The organism is Hafnia alvei (genome assembly GCF_964063325.1).
In the GTDB taxonomy this organism is placed as follows: Bacteria; Pseudomonadota; Gammaproteobacteria; order Enterobacterales; family Enterobacteriaceae; genus Hafnia; species Hafnia alvei_B.
Genome location: NZ_OZ061315.1, coordinates 111,375 through 133,818 on the forward strand (window position 1 = coordinate 111,375; position 22,444 = coordinate 133,818).

The 22,444-nt window shown below is 49.9% G+C and carries 17 protein-coding genes, 2 tRNA genes, 1 rRNA gene and 1 riboswitch; of the genes, 12 read left to right on the forward strand and 8 right to left on the reverse strand.

Annotation, left to right across the window (positions count from 1 at the left end):
• Positions 1-54 precede the first annotated feature (54 nt).
• Positions 55-2,691: a phosphoenolpyruvate carboxylase gene (ppc, locus tag AB3Y96_RS00540; protein ID WP_025801461.1), complete on the reverse strand. Its 2,637-nt coding sequence runs from the start codon at positions 2,689-2,691 to the stop codon at positions 55-57.
• Positions 2,692-2,960: 269 nt separating this feature from the next.
• On the reverse strand, positions 2,961-4,109 hold the full coding sequence (gene argE / locus AB3Y96_RS00545) for an acetylornithine deacetylase (protein WP_367298264.1): 1,149 nt from the start codon (positions 4,107-4,109) through the stop codon (positions 2,961-2,963).
• A gap of 167 nt (positions 4,110-4,276) precedes the next feature.
• Between argE and argC the strand changes: the two genes are divergently transcribed.
• The 4 genes from argC (at position 4,277) to argH (ending at position 8,908) form a co-directional block, all read left to right on the forward strand.
• Entirely contained in the window at positions 4,277-5,287 is a 1,011-nt protein-coding gene (gene argC, locus AB3Y96_RS00550; RefSeq protein ID WP_367298265.1) for an N-acetyl-gamma-glutamyl-phosphate reductase, read from the forward strand.
• Positions 5,288-5,319: 32 nt separating this feature from the next.
• The gene (gene argB / locus AB3Y96_RS00555; RefSeq protein WP_025801458.1) at positions 5,320-6,099 is read left to right on the forward strand and encodes an acetylglutamate kinase; all 780 of its coding nucleotides are present in this window, start codon (positions 5,320-5,322) and stop codon (positions 6,097-6,099) included.
• 75 nt (positions 6,100-6,174) lie between these two features.
• Positions 6,175-7,389, forward strand: a complete 1,215-nt coding sequence (locus tag AB3Y96_RS00560; RefSeq protein ID WP_072308223.1) for an argininosuccinate synthase — start codon at positions 6,175-6,177, stop codon at positions 7,387-7,389.
• 145 nt (positions 7,390-7,534) lie between these two features.
• Positions 7,535-8,908, forward strand: coding sequence for an argininosuccinate lyase (argH, locus tag AB3Y96_RS00565; RefSeq protein WP_072308224.1), 1,374 nt, complete (start codon positions 7,535-7,537; stop codon positions 8,906-8,908).
• 44 nt (positions 8,909-8,952) lie between these two features.
• Here argH and AB3Y96_RS00570 read toward each other — a convergent pair whose 3' ends face one another.
• The 4 genes from AB3Y96_RS00570 to AB3Y96_RS00585 all read right to left on the reverse strand — a co-directional run bounded on the left by AB3Y96_RS00570 (position 8,953) and on the right by AB3Y96_RS00585 (position 11,980).
• Positions 8,953-9,291: a type II toxin-antitoxin system HicB family antitoxin gene (locus tag AB3Y96_RS00570; protein ID WP_072308225.1), complete on the reverse strand. Its 339-nt coding sequence runs from the start codon at positions 9,289-9,291 to the stop codon at positions 8,953-8,955.
• Positions 9,278-9,541: a toxin HicA gene (locus AB3Y96_RS00575; RefSeq protein WP_072308226.1), complete on the reverse strand. Its 264-nt coding sequence runs from the start codon at positions 9,539-9,541 to the stop codon at positions 9,278-9,280. Before AB3Y96_RS00575 ends, AB3Y96_RS00570 begins: the two co-directional genes overlap by 14 nt.
• A gap of 165 nt (positions 9,542-9,706) precedes the next feature.
• Positions 9,707-11,155 (reverse strand): dihydrolipoyl dehydrogenase, encoded by a 1,449-nt coding sequence (locus tag AB3Y96_RS00580; protein ID WP_367298266.1) that lies wholly within the window; start codon positions 11,153-11,155, stop codon positions 9,707-9,709.
• 90 nt (positions 11,156-11,245) lie between these two features.
• The gene (locus tag AB3Y96_RS00585) at positions 11,246-11,980 is read right to left on the reverse strand and encodes a glutathione peroxidase (RefSeq protein WP_025801454.1); all 735 of its coding nucleotides are present in this window, start codon (positions 11,978-11,980) and stop codon (positions 11,246-11,248) included.
• 151 nt (positions 11,981-12,131) lie between these two features.
• Between AB3Y96_RS00585 and oxyR the strand changes: the two genes are divergently transcribed.
• Complete coding sequence (gene oxyR, locus AB3Y96_RS00590) at positions 12,132-13,058, forward strand: DNA-binding transcriptional regulator OxyR (protein WP_072308228.1); 927 nt, start codon at positions 12,132-12,134, stop codon at positions 13,056-13,058.
• On the opposite strand, the gene sthA is transcribed toward oxyR, so the two are convergent.
• Entirely contained in the window at positions 13,041-14,441 is a 1,401-nt protein-coding gene (gene sthA / locus AB3Y96_RS00595) for a Si-specific NAD(P)(+) transhydrogenase (protein WP_025801452.1), read from the reverse strand. The two genes, oxyR and sthA, sit on opposite strands and share 18 nt — an antisense overlap.
• A gap of 243 nt (positions 14,442-14,684) precedes the next feature.
• Here sthA and fabR point away from each other — a divergent pair, with 243 nt between their 5' ends.
• The gene (gene fabR, locus AB3Y96_RS00600) at positions 14,685-15,347 is read left to right on the forward strand and encodes an HTH-type transcriptional repressor FabR (RefSeq protein WP_072308229.1); all 663 of its coding nucleotides are present in this window, start codon (positions 14,685-14,687) and stop codon (positions 15,345-15,347) included.
• 21 nt (positions 15,348-15,368) lie between these two features.
• Entirely contained in the window at positions 15,369-15,758 is a 390-nt protein-coding gene (locus AB3Y96_RS00605) for a YijD family membrane protein (RefSeq protein WP_072308230.1), read from the forward strand.
• A 77-nt stretch (positions 15,759-15,835) separates the two neighbouring features.
• On the opposite strand, the gene trmA is transcribed toward AB3Y96_RS00605, so the two are convergent.
• Positions 15,836-16,939, reverse strand: coding sequence for a tRNA (uridine(54)-C5)-methyltransferase TrmA (gene trmA, locus AB3Y96_RS00610; RefSeq protein ID WP_072308231.1), 1,104 nt, complete (start codon positions 16,937-16,939; stop codon positions 15,836-15,838).
• A gap of 118 nt (positions 16,940-17,057) precedes the next feature.
• A riboswitch (cobalamin riboswitch) is annotated at positions 17,058-17,265 on the forward strand.
• 63 nt (positions 17,266-17,328) lie between these two features.
• Between trmA and btuB the strand changes: the two genes are divergently transcribed.
• The 5 genes from btuB to AB3Y96_RS00635 all read left to right on the forward strand — a co-directional run bounded on the left by btuB (position 17,329) and on the right by AB3Y96_RS00635 (position 22,365).
• Positions 17,329-19,233 carry a TonB-dependent vitamin B12 receptor BtuB gene (gene btuB / locus AB3Y96_RS00615; protein ID WP_367298267.1) on the forward strand — a complete coding sequence of 635 codons (1,905 nt, stop codon included), beginning with the start codon at positions 17,329-17,331 and terminating at the stop codon, positions 19,231-19,233.
• The gene (murI, locus tag AB3Y96_RS00620; protein WP_367298268.1) at positions 19,178-20,038 is read left to right on the forward strand and encodes a glutamate racemase; all 861 of its coding nucleotides are present in this window, start codon (positions 19,178-19,180) and stop codon (positions 20,036-20,038) included. The genes btuB and murI overlap by 56 nt, the downstream gene beginning before the upstream one ends.
• Before the next feature lie 427 nt (positions 20,039-20,465).
• Positions 20,466-22,008 (forward strand): 16S ribosomal RNA (locus AB3Y96_RS00625).
• Positions 22,009-22,081: 73 nt separating this feature from the next.
• Positions 22,082-22,158, forward strand: a tRNA-Ile gene (locus AB3Y96_RS00630).
• A gap of 131 nt (positions 22,159-22,289) precedes the next feature.
• Positions 22,290-22,365 (forward strand) — tRNA-Ala (locus tag AB3Y96_RS00635).
• Positions 22,366-22,444 lie beyond the last annotated feature (79 nt).

The following is a 22,444-nucleotide window of genomic DNA, read 5'->3' on the forward strand; positions in this document are numbered from 1 at the left end:
CTAGAAGAAAAACGCGCTACCTAAAGAGATAGCGCGTCTATTGTCAGGGGGAGATTAGCCTGTATTGCGCATACCGGCTGCAACGCCTGCGATGGTGACCATCAGCGCTTGTTCAACGTTAGCATCCGGTTCCGGCAGCGAGCGTGAACGGTGTAACAATTCAGCCTGCAAGACGTTTAACGGATCGGTATACACATTCCGTAGCGCAATGGACTCTGCGATCCACGGTAGGTCTTCCATCAAGTGATCGTCATTGGCGATGGTGAGTACCACTTTGATATCTTTCGATAGTTGATCGCGTAGCTGTTTGCCTAGCGGCCACAGTTTTTCGTCAACCAAGCGCTGATCGTAGTATTCAGCCAGCCATAAATCTGACTTCGCAAACACCATTTCTAGCATCCCAATGCGGGTTGAGAAGAAAGGCCAATCGCGGCACATGGTTTCCAGCGTTGACTGTTTTCCTTCGTCAACGGCGGCCTGTAGCGCGGCACCCGCGCCCAGCCACGCTGGCAACATTAAACGGTTTTGCGTCCACGCGAAGATCCATGGAATGGCGCGCAGGCTCTCAACGCCGCCGTTTGGTTTGCGTTTGGCAGGACGAGAGCCTAAAGGCAGTTTGCCGAGTTCAAGTTCAGGCGTTGCAGAACGGAAGTAAGGTACGAAGTCCTTATTTTCACGGACGTAGCCACGATACATATCGCAGGAAACGTCTGACAACTCATCCATCAAATCGCGCCATTCCTGTTTTGGTGCCGGTGGTGGCAACAGGTTAGCTTCTAGAATAGCGTTGGTGTACAGCGATAGGCTGCTGATAGTGACCTGTGGTAAACCGAGTTTGAAGCGGATCATTTCGCCTTGCTCGGTGACACGCAGACCGCCTTTCAAGCTGCCCGGTGGTTGTGAAAGCAGAGCTGCATGAGCCGGTGCACCACCGCGACCGATTGAACCGCCACGTCCGTGGAACAGGGTTAATGCCACGCCTGCTTTTTCGCATACGTTAACTAACGCTTCTTGAGCGCGGTATTGCGCCCATGATGCCGCCATCACGCCTGCATCTTTTGCTGAGTCAGAGTAGCCGATCATCACCATCTGCTTACCCTGAATAAAGCCGCGATACCAATCGATGCTCAATAGCTGAGTCATCACATCTTCGGCATTATTTAGGTCATCCAGAGTTTCAAACAGCGGAGCAACAGGCAATGCGTAAGGGCAGCCCGCTTCTTTCAATAGCAGATGAACAGCGAGAACGTCGGAAGGGGTGCGCGCCATCGAAATGACATAGGCGGCGATGGAACCCTGAGGTGCTTCTGCTATCACTCGGCAGGTATCAAAGACTTCTTTAGTTTCAGCGCTTGGCTCCCATTGGCGTGGAACCAGTGGGCGTTTGGAGTTGAGCTCGCGCACCAAGAAGGCCTGTTTGTCAGCCTCTGACCAGCTTTCATAGTCGCCGAGGCCTAAATAACGGGTGAGCTCAGCTAAGGCTTCAGAGTGACGAGTGCTTTCTTGACGAACATCCATGCGCACTAGCGGCACGCCGAAGCAGTGAACGCGGCGCAACGTGTCCAGCAACTGGCCATTGGCGATAATACCCATGCCGCAGGCTTTGAGTGATTGGTAGCAAGCGTACAACGGTTCCCAAAGCTGCTCGTTTTTCACCAGCAGATTATCTGGGCGCGTCGCGCGTTCGCCTTTGATTTTCGCAGCTAGATAAACCTGAGTTTCGGTTAGCTGCGTGCGCAGTTTTTTCATCAGCTCGCGGTATGGTTCTTGAACGTCGTCACCACCGGCCAAAGCACGCAGTTCTGGCGTGCATTCTGTCATCGACAGTTCAGAAACCAGCACGGCGATATCACGCAGGAACAGATCGGTGGCTTTCCAACGACTTAACAGTAAAGCGTGACGTGTGATGTCTGCGGTAACGTTCGGGTTGCCGTCACGGTCGCCGCCCATCCATGCGGTGAAACGCACGGGTACAGCTTCAACCGGTAGCTGGTAACCCAAAGAGTTTTCTAGCTGTTCGTTAAACTCGCGTAAGAATGCAGGAACTCCTTCCCATAGGCTATTTTCCACCACTGCATAGCCCCATTTAGCTTCATCAATTGGGGATGGGCGGTTCTTACGAATTTCATCGGTATGCCATGACTGAGCGACTAACTGGCGCAGACGACGCATGATTTGATTGCGTTCGTAGTCGGCCAAATCGCTGTGATCGAGCTGGCTAAGGCAGTTGTTAACCTCAACCAGTTTATGAATCAGGGTACGGCGGGTGATTTCAGTAGGATGAGCGGTGAGAACTAGCTCAATGGAGAGATCGTCTACGGCTTTTTTGATCTGCTCATCGCTGAGGTTGTTATTTTTCAAACGGGTGAAAAGTTGAGCCATCACTTCAGGGTTACTTGCCGCTTCGCCATGAGGGGAAATGCTGTGATATTGTTCGGCGGTATTTGTCAGACTCAGGAATTGGCTAAAGGCGCGGGCAACCGGCAATAGCTCATCATTCGACAAGTTCTGTAGCGTCGTTAAAAGTTCCTGACGGCTTGCATCGTTACCCGCACGTGAGGATTTTGATAATTTACGGATAGTCTCGACGCGGTCCAGAATATTCTCGCCCAGCGCTTCTTTGATGGTGTCGCCGAGCAGCTTCCCTAGCATACTGACGTTACTTCGCATTGCCGAATATTGTTCGTTCATAAGACCCCTGACCCCTCCAATATGTAAATTTCTTTCACCCGAAAGGCGTAGACCGCCTCTTTTATAAAGCCACGTTCCATTGTCTACGTCAATTGTCACAATTTATTGCTAAACGACATGAATTTGGTGATTTAACTGAAATTTAATTACACGGTGACGGGAATTAGTGTTTCTAATAACAGTTACGTTGCAAACGGCGGCAATAGGGTGATATCACCGCCGTTTTCACTGCGAATAATTCATGAAAGCGCAGATCCGCAATTCATCAATTATCGACAAAAATGCTTAACCACTTGGCCGATCAAATCACGAGTGGGCTGGATGAACGACGTTGCTAAGTATTCATCTGGCTGGTGGGCCTGATCGATTGAGCCGGGCCCTAAGACCAGTGTAGGACAAACTTCCTGAATAAATGGCGCCTCGGTGCAATAGTTCACCACTTCCGCCCGCTCGCCTAATAATCCCTCGATGACCTGCACCAACGGGGCATGGACAGGGCATTCATATCCAGGGATCGGCACATGCATATGTTCAATGGTCAAACGTCCCGGCCATTTTTCACTGACCGGTGCCAGTGCTTGATTGAGTAACTCGTCGATATCGTTAAGCGTCATGCCCGGTAACGGACGGATATCCATATGCAATTCGCAGCAGGCACAGATTCGGTTAGGGGCATCGCCGCCGTGAATATGCCCAAGGTTCATGGTTGGGTATGGGATGGTAAAAGCATCGTGGTGGAAGCGATCTTTTAGCGTGTTGCGCAGCGTCAGCAGATGGCCGATGGAATCATGCATCAGTTCAATTGCGTTTACGCCGCGAGAAGGATCGCTAGAGTGACCGGATTGTCCCGTGATGCGGATTGCTTCTGATAAGTGTCCTTTGTGCGCGCGCACGGGTTTGAGTGAGGTTGGTTCACCAATGATGGCGCAGTCAGGGCGCAGATGGGTTGTTGCGGCGAAATAACGCGCGCCAGCCATAGTGGTTTCTTCATCGGCGGTAGCCAAAATATAAAGCGGCTTGCTGAGCTGGCTCAAATCTACATCGCGCAGCGTATCCAGAATAAAAGCGAAGAAGCCTTTCATATCTGCGGTGCCGAGTCCGTAAAGCTTATTGTCGTGTTCGGTGAGCGTGAAAGGATCGCGCGTCCAGCGCCCATCATCAAACGGCACGGTATCCGTATGGCCTGCCAGCATTAGCCCGCCATTTCCCTCACCATAGCTGGCGAGGAGATTAAATTTGTTACGCGTATGTGGCACGGCCTGCACTTCAACCCGAAAGCCAAGATCGCTAAACCATCCTGCAAGCAAGTTGATTAATGTTTCATTGCTTTGATCGAGCGCGCTGTCCGTTGCACTAATGGATGGAGTGGCGATCAGGGCACGGTACAGCTCAATAAATGGCGGTAATTTCATATTCACTGTTGACAGCCTTTCGTTAGGATAGTATCAATATTCATGCATTATTTATGAATAAAAATACAATAAGCGCTCGCCGAATGAAACCGTAAAAGTTATGATGAGCAGCGCCAAATGTAATTTTTCCGATCAACAATCTTTCATAAAAACTAAGAAGGTGGAATCGATACATGTCTACGTTAAACGGGTTAATTGTAGGAGCCAGCGGTTATACCGGCGCGGAACTCGCCGCTTATCTGCAGCGCCATCCTCATATGAACATAACCGGTTTAACGGTTTCAGCGCAAAGTGCAGATGCGGGAAAGTTGCTTTCTGATTTGCATCCTCAACTGAAAGGCATTGTTGATTTACCGTTGTTGCCGATGAGCGATGTGGCGGTAATGGCAAAAGATGTTGATGTAGTTTTTCTTGCTACGGCGCATGAAGTAAGCCATGACCTAGCGCCTCAGTTTTTACAGATGGGCTGCGTGGTGTTTGATCTTTCCGGCGCATACCGGGTGAATCAGGCTGATTTTTACCAAAATTATTATGGATTTACGCATCAGCATGCCGACTGGCTCGATAAAGCAGTTTATGGATTGGCGGAGTGGCGTGCCGAAGATATTAAACAGGCGCAACTGGTGGCCGTTCCCGGCTGCTATCCCACGGCGTCACAGCTGGCATTAAAGCCGCTGATTGATGCGGGTCTGCTCGATTTAAACCAATGGCCGGTTATCAACGCCGTTAGCGGTGTGAGTGGTGCAGGGCGTAAAGCCAGTATGACGACCAGTTTTTGCGAAGTGAGTTTGCAGCCTTATGGCATTTTTACTCATCGCCATCAGCCTGAAATAGCGACCCATTTGGGAACTCCGGTGATTTTCACCCCGCACTTAGGCAATTTCCCGCGCGGAATTTTGGCCACTATTACCTGCAAGTTAACCGCGGGTGTAACGGCTGAGCAGATCGGCGCTGCTTACCAGCAGGCCTATGCAGAAAAGCCATTGGTTCGCGTCTATGACAAAGGTGTTCCGGCGATTAAAAACGTGGCGGGAACGCCGTTCTGCGATATCGGTTTTGCGCTTCAGGGTGAGCATCTGATTATTGTGTCTGCCGAAGATAATTTACTGAAAGGCGCTGCTGCTCAAGCGGTGCAATGTATGAACATTCGCTTTGGATTTAATGAAACCCAATCATTGCTGTAACGACAAAACGTTAACTTTAAAAAGAGACTGCTATGAACAATCCATTAATCATCAAGTTAGGTGGCGTACTGCTAGATAGTGAAGAGGCGATGCAACGTTTGTTTCAGGCTTTAGTTGCTTACCGCCAAAGCCATCAGCGACCACTGGTGATTGTTCATGGCGGTGGCTGTTTGGTGGATGATCTCATGAAACAGCTCAATTTGCCGGTGGTGAAGAAAAACGGACTGCGTGTAACGCCAGCCGACCAGATTGGCATTATTACCGGTGCGCTCGCTGGCACAGCAAACAAAACGCTGTTGGCCTGCGCCAAGAAACACAAAATTGCTGCGGTGGGTTTGTCATTGGGCGATGGCGATATGGTTGAAGTGAGCCAACTGTCAGAAGAACTCGGCCATGTGGGCAAAGCGAAAGCGGGTTCACCGGCGCTGGTCACGACGCTGTTAGCAACGGGCTACTTACCGATTATTAGCTCGGTTGGGATCACCGCAGAAGGCGAATTGATGAATGTGAATGCCGATCAGGCCGCCACCGCATTGGCGGCAACCTTAGGCGCGGATTTGATTTTGCTGTCAGACGTTAGCGGTATTCTGGATGGCAAAGGGCAACGTATAGAAGAAATGACGGCTGCCAAAGCAGAGCAGCTGATCGTGCAAGGCATTATTACCGATGGAATGATTGTAAAAGTAAACGCTGCGCTTGATGCCGCTCGGTCTCTGGGAAGGCCGGTTGATATTGCAAGCTGGCGCCATGCCGAAAAACTTCCGGCATTGTTTAATGGCGTGCCGGTAGGCACCAGAATTCTCGCGAATTAATTACCCGTCAATTTAGGGTAATAACGACCTAATTTAATTAAAAAATTTTAAGTTATTGAGATAAAGGAAAAGACTATGGCAACGCAAGGCATCAGCAAAATCGTTCTGGCTTACTCTGGCGGCTTGGATACGTCGGCAATCATTCCTTGGCTGAAAGAAAATTACGGCGACTGTGAAGTTATCGCATTCGTGGCAGATATCGGCCAAGAGCGTGAAGACTTAGTTGGCGTGGAAGAAAAAGCGCTGCGCTCTGGTGCTTCAGCTTGTTATATCGCCGATCTGCGTGAAGAATTCATCAAAGATTATGTTTACCCAGTGCTGAAAACCGGTGCGCTGTACGAAGGAACCTATTTGTTAGGGACCTCAATGGCGCGCCCGCTGATTGCCAAAGCGCAGGTTGAACTCGCCCTGAAACTCGGCGCAGATGCGCTGTGCCACGGCGCGACCGGTAAAGGCAACGATCAGGTTCGTTTCGAAACCACCTATACCGCGTTGGCTCCACAGCTGAAAGTGGTTGCCCCTTGGCGTGAGTGGGATTTGCGTTCGCGTGAAGCGCTGTTGGACTATCTGAAAGTTCGCGACATTCCAACCACCGCATCGTTGGAAAAAATCTATAGCCGCGATGCTAACGCTTGGCATATTTCCACCGAGGGCGGCGTGCTTGAAAGCCCATGGAATGCCTCTAACCAAGATTGCTGGGTATGGACGAATTCCCCTGAAGATGCGCCAAATGAGTCAGAGCTAGTGACCGTGGGTGTTGAAAACGGCGAAGTGGTTGCGGTTAACGGCAAAAAAATGAGCCCGTTTGCCTGCTTAGAAGCACTGAATGTGTTGGGGGCAAAACATGGTATTGGTCGTATTGATATCGTGGAAAACCGTTTGGTAGGGATCAAATCCCGTGGCTGCTACGAAACCCCAGGGGGCACCATTATGATGGCGGCTCTGCGCGGCGTAGAGCAGTTGGTTCTGGATCGTGATTGCTTTAAATGGCGTGAGCAGCTTGGTCAGGAAATGTCCTATGTAGTTTACGATGGCCGTTGGTTTGCGCCGCTGCGTGAGTCCATTCAGGCTGCCGCAGACTCCATCGCCAAAGATGTGAATGGTGAAGTTGTGATTAAGTTGTATAAAGGACAGGCAACGGCGATCCAGAAAAAATCTGGCAACAGCCTGTATAACGAAGAATTTGCCACCTTCGGCGAAGATGACGTTTACGATCACAGCCATGCGGGCGGCTTTATTCGCTTGTTCTCGTTGTCATCACGTATTCGTGCGCTGAACGAGAAGAAATAATAGCAGGCCTTCCCCCTCCCAACCTCCCCCTTCACAGGGGGAGGAGCCGATCGAGCAACGATTGCGGACAGCTCCCTCCCCTGTGAAGGGGAGGGTTGGGGTGGGGTAATAATGAGTAGAACACTAAAATTCAACGGAGCATCACATGGCACTATGGGGCGGGCGGTTCAGTCAGGCGGCAGACCAGCGGTTTAAGCAATTTAATGACTCACTGCGGTTTGATTACCGATTGGCTGAGCAGGATATTACCGGCTCGGTGGCATGGTCGAAGGCGCTGGTTACCGTGAATGTGTTAACGGTGGAAGAACAGCAGACGCTGGAAGACGCGTTGGGTGTATTGCTGGAAGAGGTTCAGGCGAATCCTAATGCGATTTTGGCCAGCGATGCAGAAGATATTCACAGCTGGGTTGAGACGCAGCTGATTAATAAAGTCGGCGACTTAGGTAAAAAACTGCACACGGGGCGTAGCCGTAACGATCAGGTTGCGACGGATCTGAAACTGTGGTGCAAGAATGAGATCGGCGAGTTGTTACTGGCCGTTCAGCAGTTGCAGCAAGCGTTGGTGGTAACGGCTGAAGCCAATCAGGACGCGGTGATGCCGGGTTATACCCATCTTCAACGTGCACAGCCGGTGACTTTTGCTCACTGGTGCTTGGCGTATGCCGAAATGCTGGCGCGTGACGAAAGCCGTTTGCACGATACGTTGAAACGTTTAGATGTGAGCCCGCTTGGGTGTGGGGCTTTAGCGGGCACAGCTTATCCAATCGATCGTGAACAGTTGGCGGAATGGCTAGGTTTTGCTAGCGCAACGCGTAACAGTTTGGACAGCGTTTCTGACCGCGACCATGTGCTGGAACTGCTTTCTAATGCGTCCATCGGTATGGTGCATTTGTCGCGCTTTGCGGAAGATCTGATCTTCTTCAACAGCGGTGAAGCGAACTTTGTTGAGCTGTCCGATCGCGTGACTTCGGGTTCATCGTTGATGCCACAGAAGAAAAATCCCGATGCATTAGAGCTGATTCGCGGCAAATGTGGTCGCGTGCAGGGCGCGTTGACCGGCATGATGATGACGTTGAAAGGCCTGCCTTTGGCCTACAACAAAGATATGCAGGAAGATAAAGAAGGCCTATTCGACGCACTGGATACGTGGATGGACTGTCTGCATATGGCGGCGCTGGTGCTGGATGGTATTCAGGTGAAGCGTCCTCGTTGCCAAGAAGCTGCGGAACAAGGATATGCTAACGCAACAGAATTAGCTGATTACCTTGTGGCGAAAGGCGTTCCGTTCCGTGAAGCCCACCATATTGTGGGTGAAGCGGTAGTGGGAGCGATTAAGCAAGGTAAAGCGTTGGAGGCGTTGAGCCTCAGCGAACTGCAAAAATTCAGCAGCGTGATCGGCGATGACGTTTACCCTATTTTGTCACTGCAATCTTGTCTGGATAAACGCAGTGCCAAAGGTGGTGTTTCTCCGCATCAGGTCGCTCAGGCGATTGCCGAGGCAAAACAGCGCCTGCTTTAGTTCAGCCGTTGTACCAATGAAAAACCGGGCAATGCCCGGTTTTTTTATCCTAGAAGCTTAGCGCATAGATATCGATTGAGGCTTACGCCTTCTTCATTAGCGAGAATGGCCAAGCGTCGATGTTGTTCAGGAGCCAGACGTAATACCAGCTTGCCGCTATATTTTTTCTCTGCCAGCGCCACGGGCGGAATTTCACCGTTGCTTAACATGTCTGATACCGCGCTGGAAACCAGATCCATAATTCCCTCAAGGGCCTCCAGTTGACTGGCGGCTAACCATGACAGTGACGGGAATTCACTGCACAATCCGACAAATTCGTTATCTTCTTCAGACCACGTAATGCGATATGTGTAGTGCTCAGTAAAGCGATTATGAGTTGTCACGATAGGCCTGCTCCAATTTTTCTATTGCCGCAATTACTTGTCTAATTTGATAACTCTTGGCTTTGCCATTTTTACCGGCCTGAATATTTATTCTGGGGTCGCCTTGCCACGGCATGCGAAAGACTTTGTGGCTTCCACCATTTTGCCGAGGTGGGCCAAACAGCAGAATGCAGACTTTGACCAGCTCATTAAAAGACAGGTTGGTTAAATGTGTACGTAACTCTTCAGCAAGATCGCCAAGCTCCTTCACACTGCCTCCATAATAGTATCGTTATTGATACTAAATCAATCTCATTATTTTGATGAAAGTGAGTGTGTCTGAGTTAGGGAATGGGGCAAGCGGAAGTGATTAAGTTAGGAATGCACTATACAAAAAAACCGGGCAATGCCCGGTTTTGCAGCGAAATTTGCGAAGTTATTCACCCGGACAGCGCATACAGCGCTCGGTCTCGCTACCGCCGATGCGCAGCTTGCTTTGCAAATCACGCAATGCAGTACGTAAGCCTTCTTCTATTACTGGGTGATAGAACGGCATATCCAGCATTTGATCGACGGTCATGCCTTGCTGATGCGCCCATGCCAGTAGATGCGCAATGTGCTCAACTGCCGGCCCCATCATTTCAGCACCTAGGAATTTGCCCGTTCCTTGTTCGCCATAAACATGCAGTAAGCCTTTGTTACGCAGCATGACGCGAGAACGCCCTTGGTTTTCGAAAGAGACTTCGCCAACCTCGAAGCAACCGCAGGCACCATATTTTTGGCTAAGTTCACGATAGGTTGAACCGACCATGGCGATTTGCGGGTCAGAGAACACCACTGAAATCGAACTCCGGCGTAATCCCGGCTTAACTTCTGGGAAGCTACCCGCATTATCACCGGCAATTCGAGCCTGATCGCTGGCTTCGTGTAACAGCGGGAGCTGATTGCTTGCGTCGCCAGCGATAAAGATATGCGGCACGCTGGTTTGCATGGTCAGTCGATCGGCGACCGGAACACCGCGTGCATCAAGCTCAAGTGAGGTGTTTTCGATGGCGAGATTATCAACATTTGGACGGCGGCCGGTGGCTGCCAGCACGTAGTCCACCATGATTTCTTGTGGCTTACCGTCTAAACCCTGATAGCGAATAAACACGCGCTCGCCTTCGCGCTGCATGATCTCGACTTTCACATCGGGATCGAGATAAAACTCTTCGCCTAGAGCGCGGCGAGCATAATCGCGTACATCGCTGTCTGTTAGAGGGCCTACGGCACCGCCGACGCCAAAGACTTTCACTTTCACGCCGAGACGATGAAGCGCTTGGCCGATCTCTAAACCGATAACGCCGGGGCCAAATACTGCAACGGATTCAGGCAGATCGTCCCAGTTGAATACATCATCATTGATAATCAAGCGATCGCCGAGGTCGTTCCACGGAGCCGGCCATGTTGGGCGAGAACCGGTGGCGATAACGATGCGTTTTGCCACGATGCGGGTGTGATCGTCAACTTGTAGGGTATTGTCATCGATAAAACGGGCGTAGCCGAGAATTTTGTCGTTGTCAGGAATACTGATGACGCCTTCCATCACAAAACCCACGAAGCGGTCGCGTTCGTGTTTAACGCGAGCCATGACCTCGCGACCATCAATTTTTATTTCACCCTGAGGGTGAATGCCAAAACCGGGAGCGCGCTCGATTTGATGCACGGCTTCTGCGGCGGCAATGAGTAATTTGGAAGGCATACAGCCAACGCGAGCACAGGTTGTGCCAAATGGGCCACCTTCGATCATGACAACGCTGGGTGTAGAGAGTTTTGCTGCGCGATAGGCACCTAAGCCTGCTGTACCGCCGCCGATAACGGCCACGTCAACACTGAGTTCTTTCATGAAGCTATCTCCTGAAATCGGAAAAAAAGGCGGGACGAGCCCGCCAAAATGTTGGCTTACTTTTTTATAATAACGACTACTTGCAGGTGATTATGCCTGTTGCAGATAAACTTCTAAGTCATCGCTGCCACCGATATGTTGTCCACCGATGTAAACCTGTGGAACAGTCGCACGGCCAGTCACAGCGCGCAGACTCACGGTGGTAGCGTCTTTACCCAGCACGATTTCTTCGTACTGGATACCGCGGTCTTGCAGCATTTGTTTGGCTTTAGCGCAGTATGGGCAGCCCGGTTTGGTAAACAGGGAAACGGAAGCCTGCACTTTGAAATCGGGTGCTAAATATTTCAGCATGGTATCTGCATCAGATACTTCAAACGGGTCGCCTGGCTTGTTAGGTTCAACAAACATTTTTTCAACCACGCCGTTGCGAACCAGCATGGAATAGCGCCATGAGCGTGGGCCAAAGCCGAGATCGGCTTTTTCGACCAGCATGTTCATGCCTTTGGTAAATTCACCGTTGCCGTCTGGAACGAAAGTGATGTGCTCTGCTTTTTGATCGGCTTTCCATGCATTCATCACGAAGGTGTCATTAACGGAAACGCACAGAATGCTGTCGACGCCTTTTTCATGGAACACTGGAGCCAGCTCGTTGTAACGAGGCAGATGGCTTGATGAACAGGTTGGGGTGAATGCGCCCGGCAGAGAAAACACGATAACGGTTTTGTCTTTGAACAGATCATCGGTAGTTACGTCAATCCACTGGTCGCCCTGACGGGTGTGGAAAGTTACCTGTGGAATTTTCTTACCTTCTTGGCTAGTAAACATGGATTAACCCTTTAATTATTAAATTAAAAATTACTGATGCTGGCGTGTCGCCGTTCGTTGATGGACATTATTCACACTTAGGCTTGATAGTTCTAATCGTTCATTGCTATCTTATTTATCGCCATGAGCTATCATGGCTCGGAGGATAAATATGAATATTCGAGATTTAGAATACCTAGTGGCGTTGTCTGAACATCGTCATTTTCGTCGCGCCGCCGACTCATGCCATGTCAGCCAACCTACGCTGAGTGGCCAAATCCGTAAGTTGGAAGATGAGTTGGGTGTGATGCTTCTGGAGCGAACTAGCCGCAAAGTGCTGTTCACCCAAGCCGGGTTATTACTTGTCGATCAGGCACGTACGGTTCTGCGTGAGGTTAAGGTACTTAAAGAGATGGCCAGCCAGCAGGGTGAGGCGATGTCCGGCCCGCTGCATATCGGATTGATCCCAACGGTTGCGCCTTATTTGCTGCCACAGATTATCCCAACGCTGCACCAAACTTTTCCTAAGCTGGAAATGTATTTGCACGAAGCGCAGACCCACCAATTGTTAGCGCAGCTTGATAGCGGCAAGTTGGACTGCGCGATTTTGGCGTTGGTCAAAGAAACAGAGGCATTTATTGAAGTGCCATTGTTTGATGAGCCGATGAAGCTGGCGGTGTATAGCGGCCATCCTCTGGCAGACAAAGATAAAATTGCGATGTCTGAACTGGCCGGCGAGCATTTGTTAATGCTGGAAGACGGGCATTGTCTGCGCGATCAGGCGATGGGATTCTGTTTCCAAGCTGGGGCAGATGAAGATACGCATTTCCGTGCAACTAGCCTAGAAACGCTGCGCAACATGGTTGCCGCTGGGAGCGGTATAACGCTGCTGCCGGCATTAGCGGTTCCACCTGAGCGTGAACGTGACGGCATTTGCTATGTGCAATGTTATAAGCCTGAGCCGAAGCGGACTATCGCGTTAGTTTATCGTCCCGGCTCTCCGCTGCGCGCACGCTATGAACAGCTCGCGGAAGCGATCCGCGAGCATATGCAAGGTGTCATGGCACAGCAGTGCGACGCTTTAAAACAGGCGGTTTAGCCCGTTTAACGCAGCCACACGGTAGGCCTCGGCCATGGTTGGATAGTTGAAGGTGGTATTAACGAAATACTCGATGGTATTACCTTCTCCTTTCTGTTCCATGATCGCTTGGCCGATGTGAATGATCTCCGCCGCGCGTTCGCCAAAGCAGTGGATCCCTAGGATCTGCTTGGTTTCGCGATGGAATAAGATCTTCAAACTTCCCACGCTCATTCCGGCGATTTGTGCGCGAGCCAGATGTTTAAACTGTGCACGGCCCACCTCATACGGCACCTTCATTGCCGTTAGTTCCTGCTCGGTTTTACCCACGGAGCTGATTTCAGGAATGGTGTAAATGCCGGTAGGAATATCTTCGACCAGATGCACGTTGGCTTCGCCTTGCATAATGGCCTGAGCGGCGATACGCCCTTGATCGTAAGCTGCGGATGCCAAACTCGGATAGCCAATGACGTCACCTACGGCGTAGATATGTGAAATAGCCGTTTGGTACATGCTGTTGACCTTCAGAAGGCCACGACCATCGGCTTCAAGTCCCACATTTTCCAGTTTCAGCGCATCGGTATTCCCTGTACGGCCATTGGCGTACAGCAGGCAATCGGCTTTCACTTTTTTACCGGATTTGAGATGCATGATGACGCCATCTTCAACGCCTTCAATCTGCTCGAACTCTTCGTTGTGGCGGATAACAACGCCGTTATTCCAGAAGTGGTAAGAGAGCGCATCTGACATTTCTTGATCGAGAAATGCAAGCAGGCGATCGCGGGTATTCACTAAGTCCACTTTCACGCTTAATCCACGGAAGATCGACGCATATTCGCAGCCGATAACGCCAGCACCATAAATGATGATGTGCTGCGGTTCGTGGTTAAGTTGCAGAATGGAGTCGCTGTCGTAAATGCGTGGATGCTTGAAATCGACGCCAGACGGATGATACGGGCGTGAACCACAGGCGATAATGATGTTGTCGGCGGTTAAGGTATCGCGCGTGCCGTCTGGGTAGCTAACGCTGAGGGTATTGGCATCAATAAATTCGGCGTCACCGGAAAATAATTGACAATGGTTACGCTCGTAGAATCCTTGGCGCATGCGGGTTTGCTGATTAATAACGCTATCGGCATGACGCAAAATATCAGGGAATGTCGATTTAAGAATTCGGGAGTTGTCGCTATAGAGAGGATTTTGGTTAAATTCGATAATGCGGCTAACGGCGTGGCGAAGTGCTTTCGAGGGGATGGTACCCCAGTGGGTGCATCCGCCACCAACGCTAAAATGCCGTTCTATGACGGCAACCCGCGCGCCCTGTTTTACCAGACCCATGGCGGCGCCTTCACCACCGGGACCTGAGCCAATGACTATGGCATCAAAAGAATAGTGCTGTTGCATGTAGGGTAGGCCTTTCTTATACAAAAATACAACGTTACCTTAACATAATAACCGCGCATCCCCAATCATCCCTACGCTTTTCGTGGCAATTCACGCCTTGTTTTTGTCATCCTAGCTATACATGTCACAGGTCATAGAAGCGTGGTTGGGGTAAAGTTTGATATAGTGGCGTTAAACCACCGCGCCAGAATCAAAAATAGCCGAAGGTGGAATAAAGAAACTTACATTTAACCGGATATTAATATGGGCGTCAGAGCGCAACAAAAAGAACGAACTCGTCGTTCACTGATCGAGGCGGCTTTTAATCAGCTAAGCGCTGAGCGGAGCTTTGCGAGTTTGAGCCTGCGTGAAGTATCCCGTGAAGCTGGTATTGCCCCAACGTCTTTCTATCGCCATTTCCGTGACGTGGATGAGTTAGGGTTAACGATGGTGGATGAAAGTGGGTTGATGCTGCGCCAGTTAATGCGTCAGGCCCGTCAGCGTATTGCCAAAGGTGGCAGCGTTATCCGCACATCCGTAGCAACTTTTATGGAATTTATCGGCAATAATCCGAATGCTTTCCGTCTGCTTTTACGGGAACGTTCCGGTACTTCCGCTGCGTTCCGCGCGGCGGTGCAGCGTGAGGTTCAGCACTTTATTGCGGAACTTGCCGATTACCTTGAAATCGAAAATCACATGCCGCGCAGTTTTACTGAAGCACAGGCGGAGGCGATGGTGACTATCGTATTTAGCGCGGGTGCCGAAGCGTTAGATATTGATATGGAGCACCGCCGTTTGTTGGAAGAACGTCTTGTTTTACAGTTGCGGATGATTTCCAAGGGCGCTTATTATTGGTACCGTCGTGAGCAGGAGAAAGCACACATTGCGCATATGCATGAAAATGCAGAGCAGCATGCTCGGGAATAAATTTAAAGCATAGGGTTGGTCATGATTAAAAGTCGTTTAGATGTGGGAACGTTGATTCTGTCATTGGTTGCGGGGCTTTCTATCAGCGGATCTTTTGCCGCACTGTTTAGCTCAGCCGTATCATTTTCGGTATTTCCCCTGCTGGCACTGATTTTATCAGTGTATTGCCTGCATCAGCGCTACCTGAACTGCTCTATGCCTGAAGGTATGCCGATGCTTTCCTCTTCGTGTTTTCTGCTTGGTTTGCTGATGTATAGCGCCATTGTTCGCGTTGAGTACCCAGAAATTGGCTCTAACTTTATGCCAACCCTCCTGTGTATTGTGTTGGTTTTCTGGATTGCCTATCGTATTAAGGCGTTTAAGAAAAATGCCGAGCCTGATAGCGGAAAAGATTTTCACGATCCTGAGTGATGTTGAGCCACTGAGATACCATTCAAATAGAAAAGGCAGCCATTGGCTGCCTTTTTGCGTTTCAATCTGAATCGTTTTTAATCGCGTTTTTCCAACAACACGCCGCATTCCATATGATGGGTATAGGGAAACTGATCGAACAGCGCCAAGCGTGTGACCCGATGAGTTTCGTTCAGCGTTTCTAGGTTTGCGCTAAGCGTTTCAGGGTTGCATGAGATATAAAGTATCCGTGGATACGCCTGCACCATGCGCAAGGTGTCGTCATCCAAGCCGCTACGCGGTGGATCGACAAAAATGGTTTCGCACTGATAACCTTTGAGGTCGATACCTTCCAAACGTTTGAACTCACGTACGCCGTTCATCGCCTGAGTAAAATCTTCTGCCGCCATACGAATGATTTGTACATTCTCAATGTGGTTGGCTGCGATGTTGAACTGCGCTGCAGCAACGGAAGGTTTGGCAATTTCTGTTGCGAGCACGCGATTAAAGTTACGCGCGAGCGCCAAGGAGAAATTGCCGTTGCCACAGTACAGCTCAAGTAGATCGCCTTTGGAATCCTGTGTAACGTCAAGCGCCCACTCAAGCATCTTAATGTTTACGGCCGCGTTGGGCTGGGTAAAGCTGTTTTCTACCTGACGATAGATCATGTTGCGGCCAGCAACAGGCAGGCATTCATCAACATAGTCTTGATCGAAACAGATTTTGGTTTTGGTGGCGCGGCCAATAAGCTGCAGGTCAAAACCTTGCGCGCGCAGGCGATCGCGAAGCGCTTCAGCCTCTACTTTCCATTCATCATCCAGTTTGCGGTGATAAAGAAGAGAAACCACCACTTTATTGTTCATAGTTGACAGATAGTCAATTTGGAACAATTTAAAGCGCAGAACGTGGTTTGGCTTTAGCTCATCCATCATCACGTTCATCAAACGGTTAATCAGCTCGCTTGCAGCAGGGAACTGATCGACGCGGATGCGCTGTTTGGTTTGTTGATCAAACATGATGTGGTAGAGATCGCCTTCATCATGCCAAACGCGGAATTCAGCGCGCATGCGGTAGTGACTGGCCGGCGAGCGAAATGCCTCAATCTCCGGTGCCGCAAACGGGGTCATCATGTTGGCCAGTCGGGTAATTTTTTCCGTGAGTTGGGCATCATATTGATCGGTTGGCAGCGTGTTCGGCGTCATGGCATTTCTCGTTAGCATAATAATAGAGGGGCGATTGTAGGCGATGGAATGATGATGTCCAGCTCTGTGACTTATTCTACATCCGAATCATAGAAGTCTAGACTTCTGAATACGTTTTCACTTAGCATGGCGACCCGGTCTCCTGTGGAGAGTGAAAAGGGAATCCGGTGTGAATCCGGAGCTGACGCGCAGCGGTATGGGGAAGTCACGGCGATATTTTGACACTGTCATTACAGATGGGAAGTCATCGCCCGGTGTGTATTCAACAATGCATGTTGATACACAAATCCTAAGCCCGAAGACCTGCCGGTACACGTCGCTTTACGTGGTTTTCGCGAATTAACGCCACGGCTCGCGGCATCCTGCCAATTAAGTTTGGATGCTCTTATATGACTATAAAAAAAAATGCGCTGATGGCAGCTTTGTCTGTCACGGCTTTCTCTGGCTGGGCGCAAGATTCTAACGAAACACCTTCATCATCATCCGCAAATAATAATGACGATGTCATTGTCACCGCCTCCCGTTTTCCTCAGCCAGTTTCCACCGTGCTAGCGCCTAGTGATGTTGTTACTCGAGATGATATCGATCGTTGGCAGGCTAAAACGCTGAATGACGTAATGCGGCGTTTACCCGGCGTCGATATCGCCCAAAATGGCGGTATGGGACAGAGTGCATCGATGTATATCCGTGGGACCAGCGCAAGCCAAGTACTTGTGCTGGTGGATGGCATTCCTATTGCTCGTCCTGGAATTTCAAACACGGCTGATTTCAATCAAATCCCGATTTCGCTGGTTCAACGCGTTGAATATATTCGTGGCCCACGCTCTGCCGTGTATGGTTCGGGTGCGATGGGGGGGGTTATTAACGTCATCACGCAAACCGATAAGGAAGGCGCGCAGATAAATGCAGGTGTCGGTTCTAAAGGATTCCAGCAGTACGATGGGAGCGTGCGTCAAAAAGTCGGTGATAACACCAAAGTCACGTTGGCGGGCTCTTATGAAAGCACCAAAGGCTTTAACGTGCAGCCGGGTTCAACGTACGAACCCGATCATGATGACGATGGCTATCGCACCAAAACTTTCTGGGGCGGTATAGATCACCAGTTTAACAACGAGTTTTCTGGTTTTGCTCGTGGCTACGGTTACACCAACAATAGTGACTATGATCTTGGTAGCCCACCGTCGAGCCCCGCTTACAGCGCAAACGAAAGTGAAACCTACAATCACACTTATGATATGGGGCTGCGCTATTTGTCTGGGGCTTATTCATCTCAGTTAACGGGCAGCTACCAAAAAGTAAAAGCTTATAATTACAGCAGTGAATATGGGCGCTATCACGATGGCACTACGCTGGATGATATGGATCAGCGTAATATTCAATGGGGTAATACCTATAGCCTAGAGCATGGGCAGATTAGTGCGGGTGTGGATTGGCAGCAGCAGCGTCTGACTTCTTCAGATATCAGTAAATCTGACAGCTATAAACGTGATGATTCTGGGCTATACCTTACAGGTCAGCAAAAACTGGGAGATGTCACGTTGGAGGCATCTGGACGTGAAGATAAAGATGAACAGTTCGGCTGGCACGGTACTTGGCAAACGGCAGCGGGTTGGGAATTTACGCCGGGCTATCGTGCAACATTGTCTTATGGCACTGGATTCTTGGCGCCGTCATTGGGACAGCAATTTGGTTCAACGCGTTTCGGCATTGATTCCAATCCTAATTTAAAACCTGAAGAGTCGAAGCAGTGGGAAGCAGGTTTAGAAGGGCTGACTGGGCCACTTGATTGGCGTCTGTCTGTGTATCATTACAAAATTGAAAATCTGATTACCTATTATTCCGATCCTGTCACCTATGCGGGCAGCTACGACAACATCGACTCTGCCACGATTAAAGGCGTCGAGTGGACGGGCAGCGTTGATACCGGGATCTTCACGCATCAGGTTACCTTGCAGTATTTAGATCCGCGTAATGATAAAAATGATGAAGTATTAGCGCGTCGCGCCAAACGACAGGCTAAATATCAGCTCGACTGGACCATGTTTAATGTCGATATGGATGTTTCGTATCAATATTATGGTCGCCGTTACGATAACAATACGTCCCAATACAATAATACGCAGCAGGTATTACCAAGCTACAGCACCGTCGATATTTCAGCTTCTTATCCGGTTACGTCTCATCTAACAGTTCGTGGTAGAATCGCCAACCTGTTAGATAAAGATTATGAAACGGCTTATGGCTACCAAACCGCAGGTAGAGAATATTATCTCTCCGGTAGCTACACCTTCTAATGATGTAGCGACTTCTAAACCCACTGCGCTGGTTTTTGACTCCGGCGTGGGTGGGTTATCTGTATATCAAGAGATCCGTGATTTGCTTCCGGATCTCCACTATATATATGCATTCGACAATCAGGGATTCCCCTATGGGGAAAAAGACGAAGCGTTTATTATCGACCGCGTTGTCAAAATCGTTGCCGAAGTGCAAAAGCGTCATACTCTCTCTATTGTTATCATCGCCTGTAATACCGCAAGCACCATTACGCTCCCCGCATTACGCGAACGCTTCAATTGCCCTATCGTTGGTGTCGTGCCTGCGATAAAACCTGCGGCAAAGCTGACGCGCAACGGCGTTGTTGGTTTGTTAGCGACGAGAGCGACGGTGCAGCGTTCATATACTCACGATCTGGTTGCTCGATTTGCGAAAGACTGCAACATCAAAATGCTGGGCTCGGCTGAGCTGGTGGAATTGGCTGAGGCCAAGTTACATGGCGAAGAGATTGATCCTGCGGTGCTAAAGAAAATACTACGACCTTGGCTGTCAATGGCCGAACCGCCAGATACGGTGGTTCTGGGATGTACGCATTTTCCTTTACTGCGCGAAGAACTGGCGGCGGTATTACCCACAGGGACTCGTTTAGTTGATTCAGGTGCCGCAATAGCCCGTCGTGTCGCTTGGCTGATTGCTAATCAGGAAAACGCACTGAGCACGGAAAACGATTTGGCCTATGCAACAGAAACAAATAGCGATACCGATGCGCTTTTACCTGTATTGCATCGTTTAGGTTTCTCAGAACTACGAGAATTGAGTATTTAATCCTCATTTATGTGGTTTTCGGTGAAAACTTGCGCGGTTGAAAAGTTTTTTTAAATTAGGGGTTGTCAGCCGTTCAGAAGTCCCTATAATGCGCCACCACTGACCGGGAACAACGACGCAAACGTCGCTCGGTGAGGAAGAGAAAAGCATCGCAGTAATGCGAATTTCTGAAAAGAAAAAAGCTTGACTCTTCAGGAGGAAAGCGTAATATGCACCTCCCGAGTTGCTGGAACGAATGTTCGCAATTCGCTGCTCTTTAACAATTTATCAGACAATCTGTGTGGGCACTCACAAGACAATATCTAACGTCCTCGGACGATAAAATATTAAAGTCTTGAAGAGTGACCAAGCAGTAATTCATTTAGTTGAATTATTACGAAAGTTAATTTTCGAGCATCGCTTAACTTGTTTAAGCAAATCAAGCTTTTAATTGAAGAGTTTGATCATGGCTCAGATTGAACGCTGGCGGCAGGCCTAACACATGCAAGTCGAGCGGTAGCACAAGAGAGCTTGCTCTCTGGGTGACGAGCGGCGGACGGGTGAGTAATGTCTGGGAAACTGCCTGATGGAGGGGGATAACTACTGGAAACGGTAGCTAATACCGCATGATGTCTTCGGACCAAAGTGGGGGACCTTCGGGCCTCACGCCATCAGATGTGCCCAGATGGGATTAGCTAGTAGGTGGGGTAATGGCTCACCTAGGCGACGATCTCTAGCTGGTCTGAGAGGATGACCAGCCACACTGGAACTGAGACACGGTCCAGACTCCTACGGGAGGCAGCAGTGGGGAATATTGCACAATGGGCGCAAGCCTGATGCAGCCATGCCGCGTGTATGAAGAAGGCCTTCGGGTTGTAAAGTACTTTCAGCGAGGAGGAAGGCATTGTGGTTAATAACCACAGTGATTGACGTTACTCGCAGAAGAAGCACCGGCTAACTCCGTGCCAGCAGCCGCGGTAATACGGAGGGTGCAAGCGTTAATCGGAATTACTGGGCGTAAAGCGCACGCAGGCGGTTGATTAAGTCAGATGTGAAATCCCCGAGCTTAACTTGGGAACTGCATTTGAAACTGGTCAGCTAGAGTCTTGTAGAGGGGGGTAGAATTCCAGGTGTAGCGGTGAAATGCGTAGAGATCTGGAGGAATACCGGTGGCGAAGGCGGCCCCCTGGACAAAGACTGACGCTCAGGTGCGAAAGCGTGGGGAGCAAACAGGATTAGATACCCTGGTAGTCCACGCTGTAAACGATGTCGACTTGGAGGTTGTGCCCTTGAGGCGTGGCTTCCGGAGCTAACGCGTTAAGTCGACCGCCTGGGGAGTACGGCCGCAAGGTTAAAACTCAAATGAATTGACGGGGGCCCGCACAAGCGGTGGAGCATGTGGTTTAATTCGATGCAACGCGAAGAACCTTACCTACTCTTGACATCCAGAGAATTTAGCAGAGATGCTTTAGTGCCTTCGGGAACTCTGAGACAGGTGCTGCATGGCTGTCGTCAGCTCGTGTTGTGAAATGTTGGGTTAAGTCCCGCAACGAGCGCAACCCTTATCCTTTGTTGCCAGCGAGTAATGTCGGGAACTCAAAGGAGACTGCCGGTGATAAACCGGAGGAAGGTGGGGATGACGTCAAGTCATCATGGCCCTTACGAGTAGGGCTACACACGTGCTACAATGGCATATACAAAGAGAAGCGAACTCGCGAGAGCAAGCGGACCTCATAAAGTATGTCGTAGTCCGGATTGGAGTCTGCAACTCGACTCCATGAAGTCGGAATCGCTAGTAATCGTAGATCAGAATGCTACGGTGAATACGTTCCCGGGCCTTGTACACACCGCCCGTCACACCATGGGAGTGGGTTGCAAAAGAAGTAGGTAGCTTAACCTTCGGGAGGGCGCTTACCACTTTGTGATTCATGACTGGGGTGAAGTCGTAACAAGGTAACCGTAGGGGAACCTGCGGTTGGATCACCTCCTTACCTAAAGATAGCGTTAAGTGCAGTGTCCACACAGATTGTCTGATGAAGAATAACGAGCAGAATACCTTTATATAGGCTTGTAGCTCAGGTGGTTAGAGCGCACCCCTGATAAGGGTGAGGTCGGTGGTTCAAGTCCACTCAGGCCTACCAAATTCTTACTCATACTGCGTTGTCGTCACGCCTCGTTTGCAACAGCAAACTTTGCATGACTCCGCCTTGTCTGAGAAAGAATTAAACTCTTCTATGAGTGGTAATGTATAAAGGTAAACTGTTGACTGTATGGGGTTATAGCTCAGCTGGGAGAGCGCCTGCCTTGCACGCAGGAGGTCTGCGGTTCGATCCCGCATAGCTCCACCATTACTTTTGTTTACGATAAATAATAAGTATTCAGTCTCAAAAACATACTTCAGAGTGTATTGGAAACAGTATGCTGCGA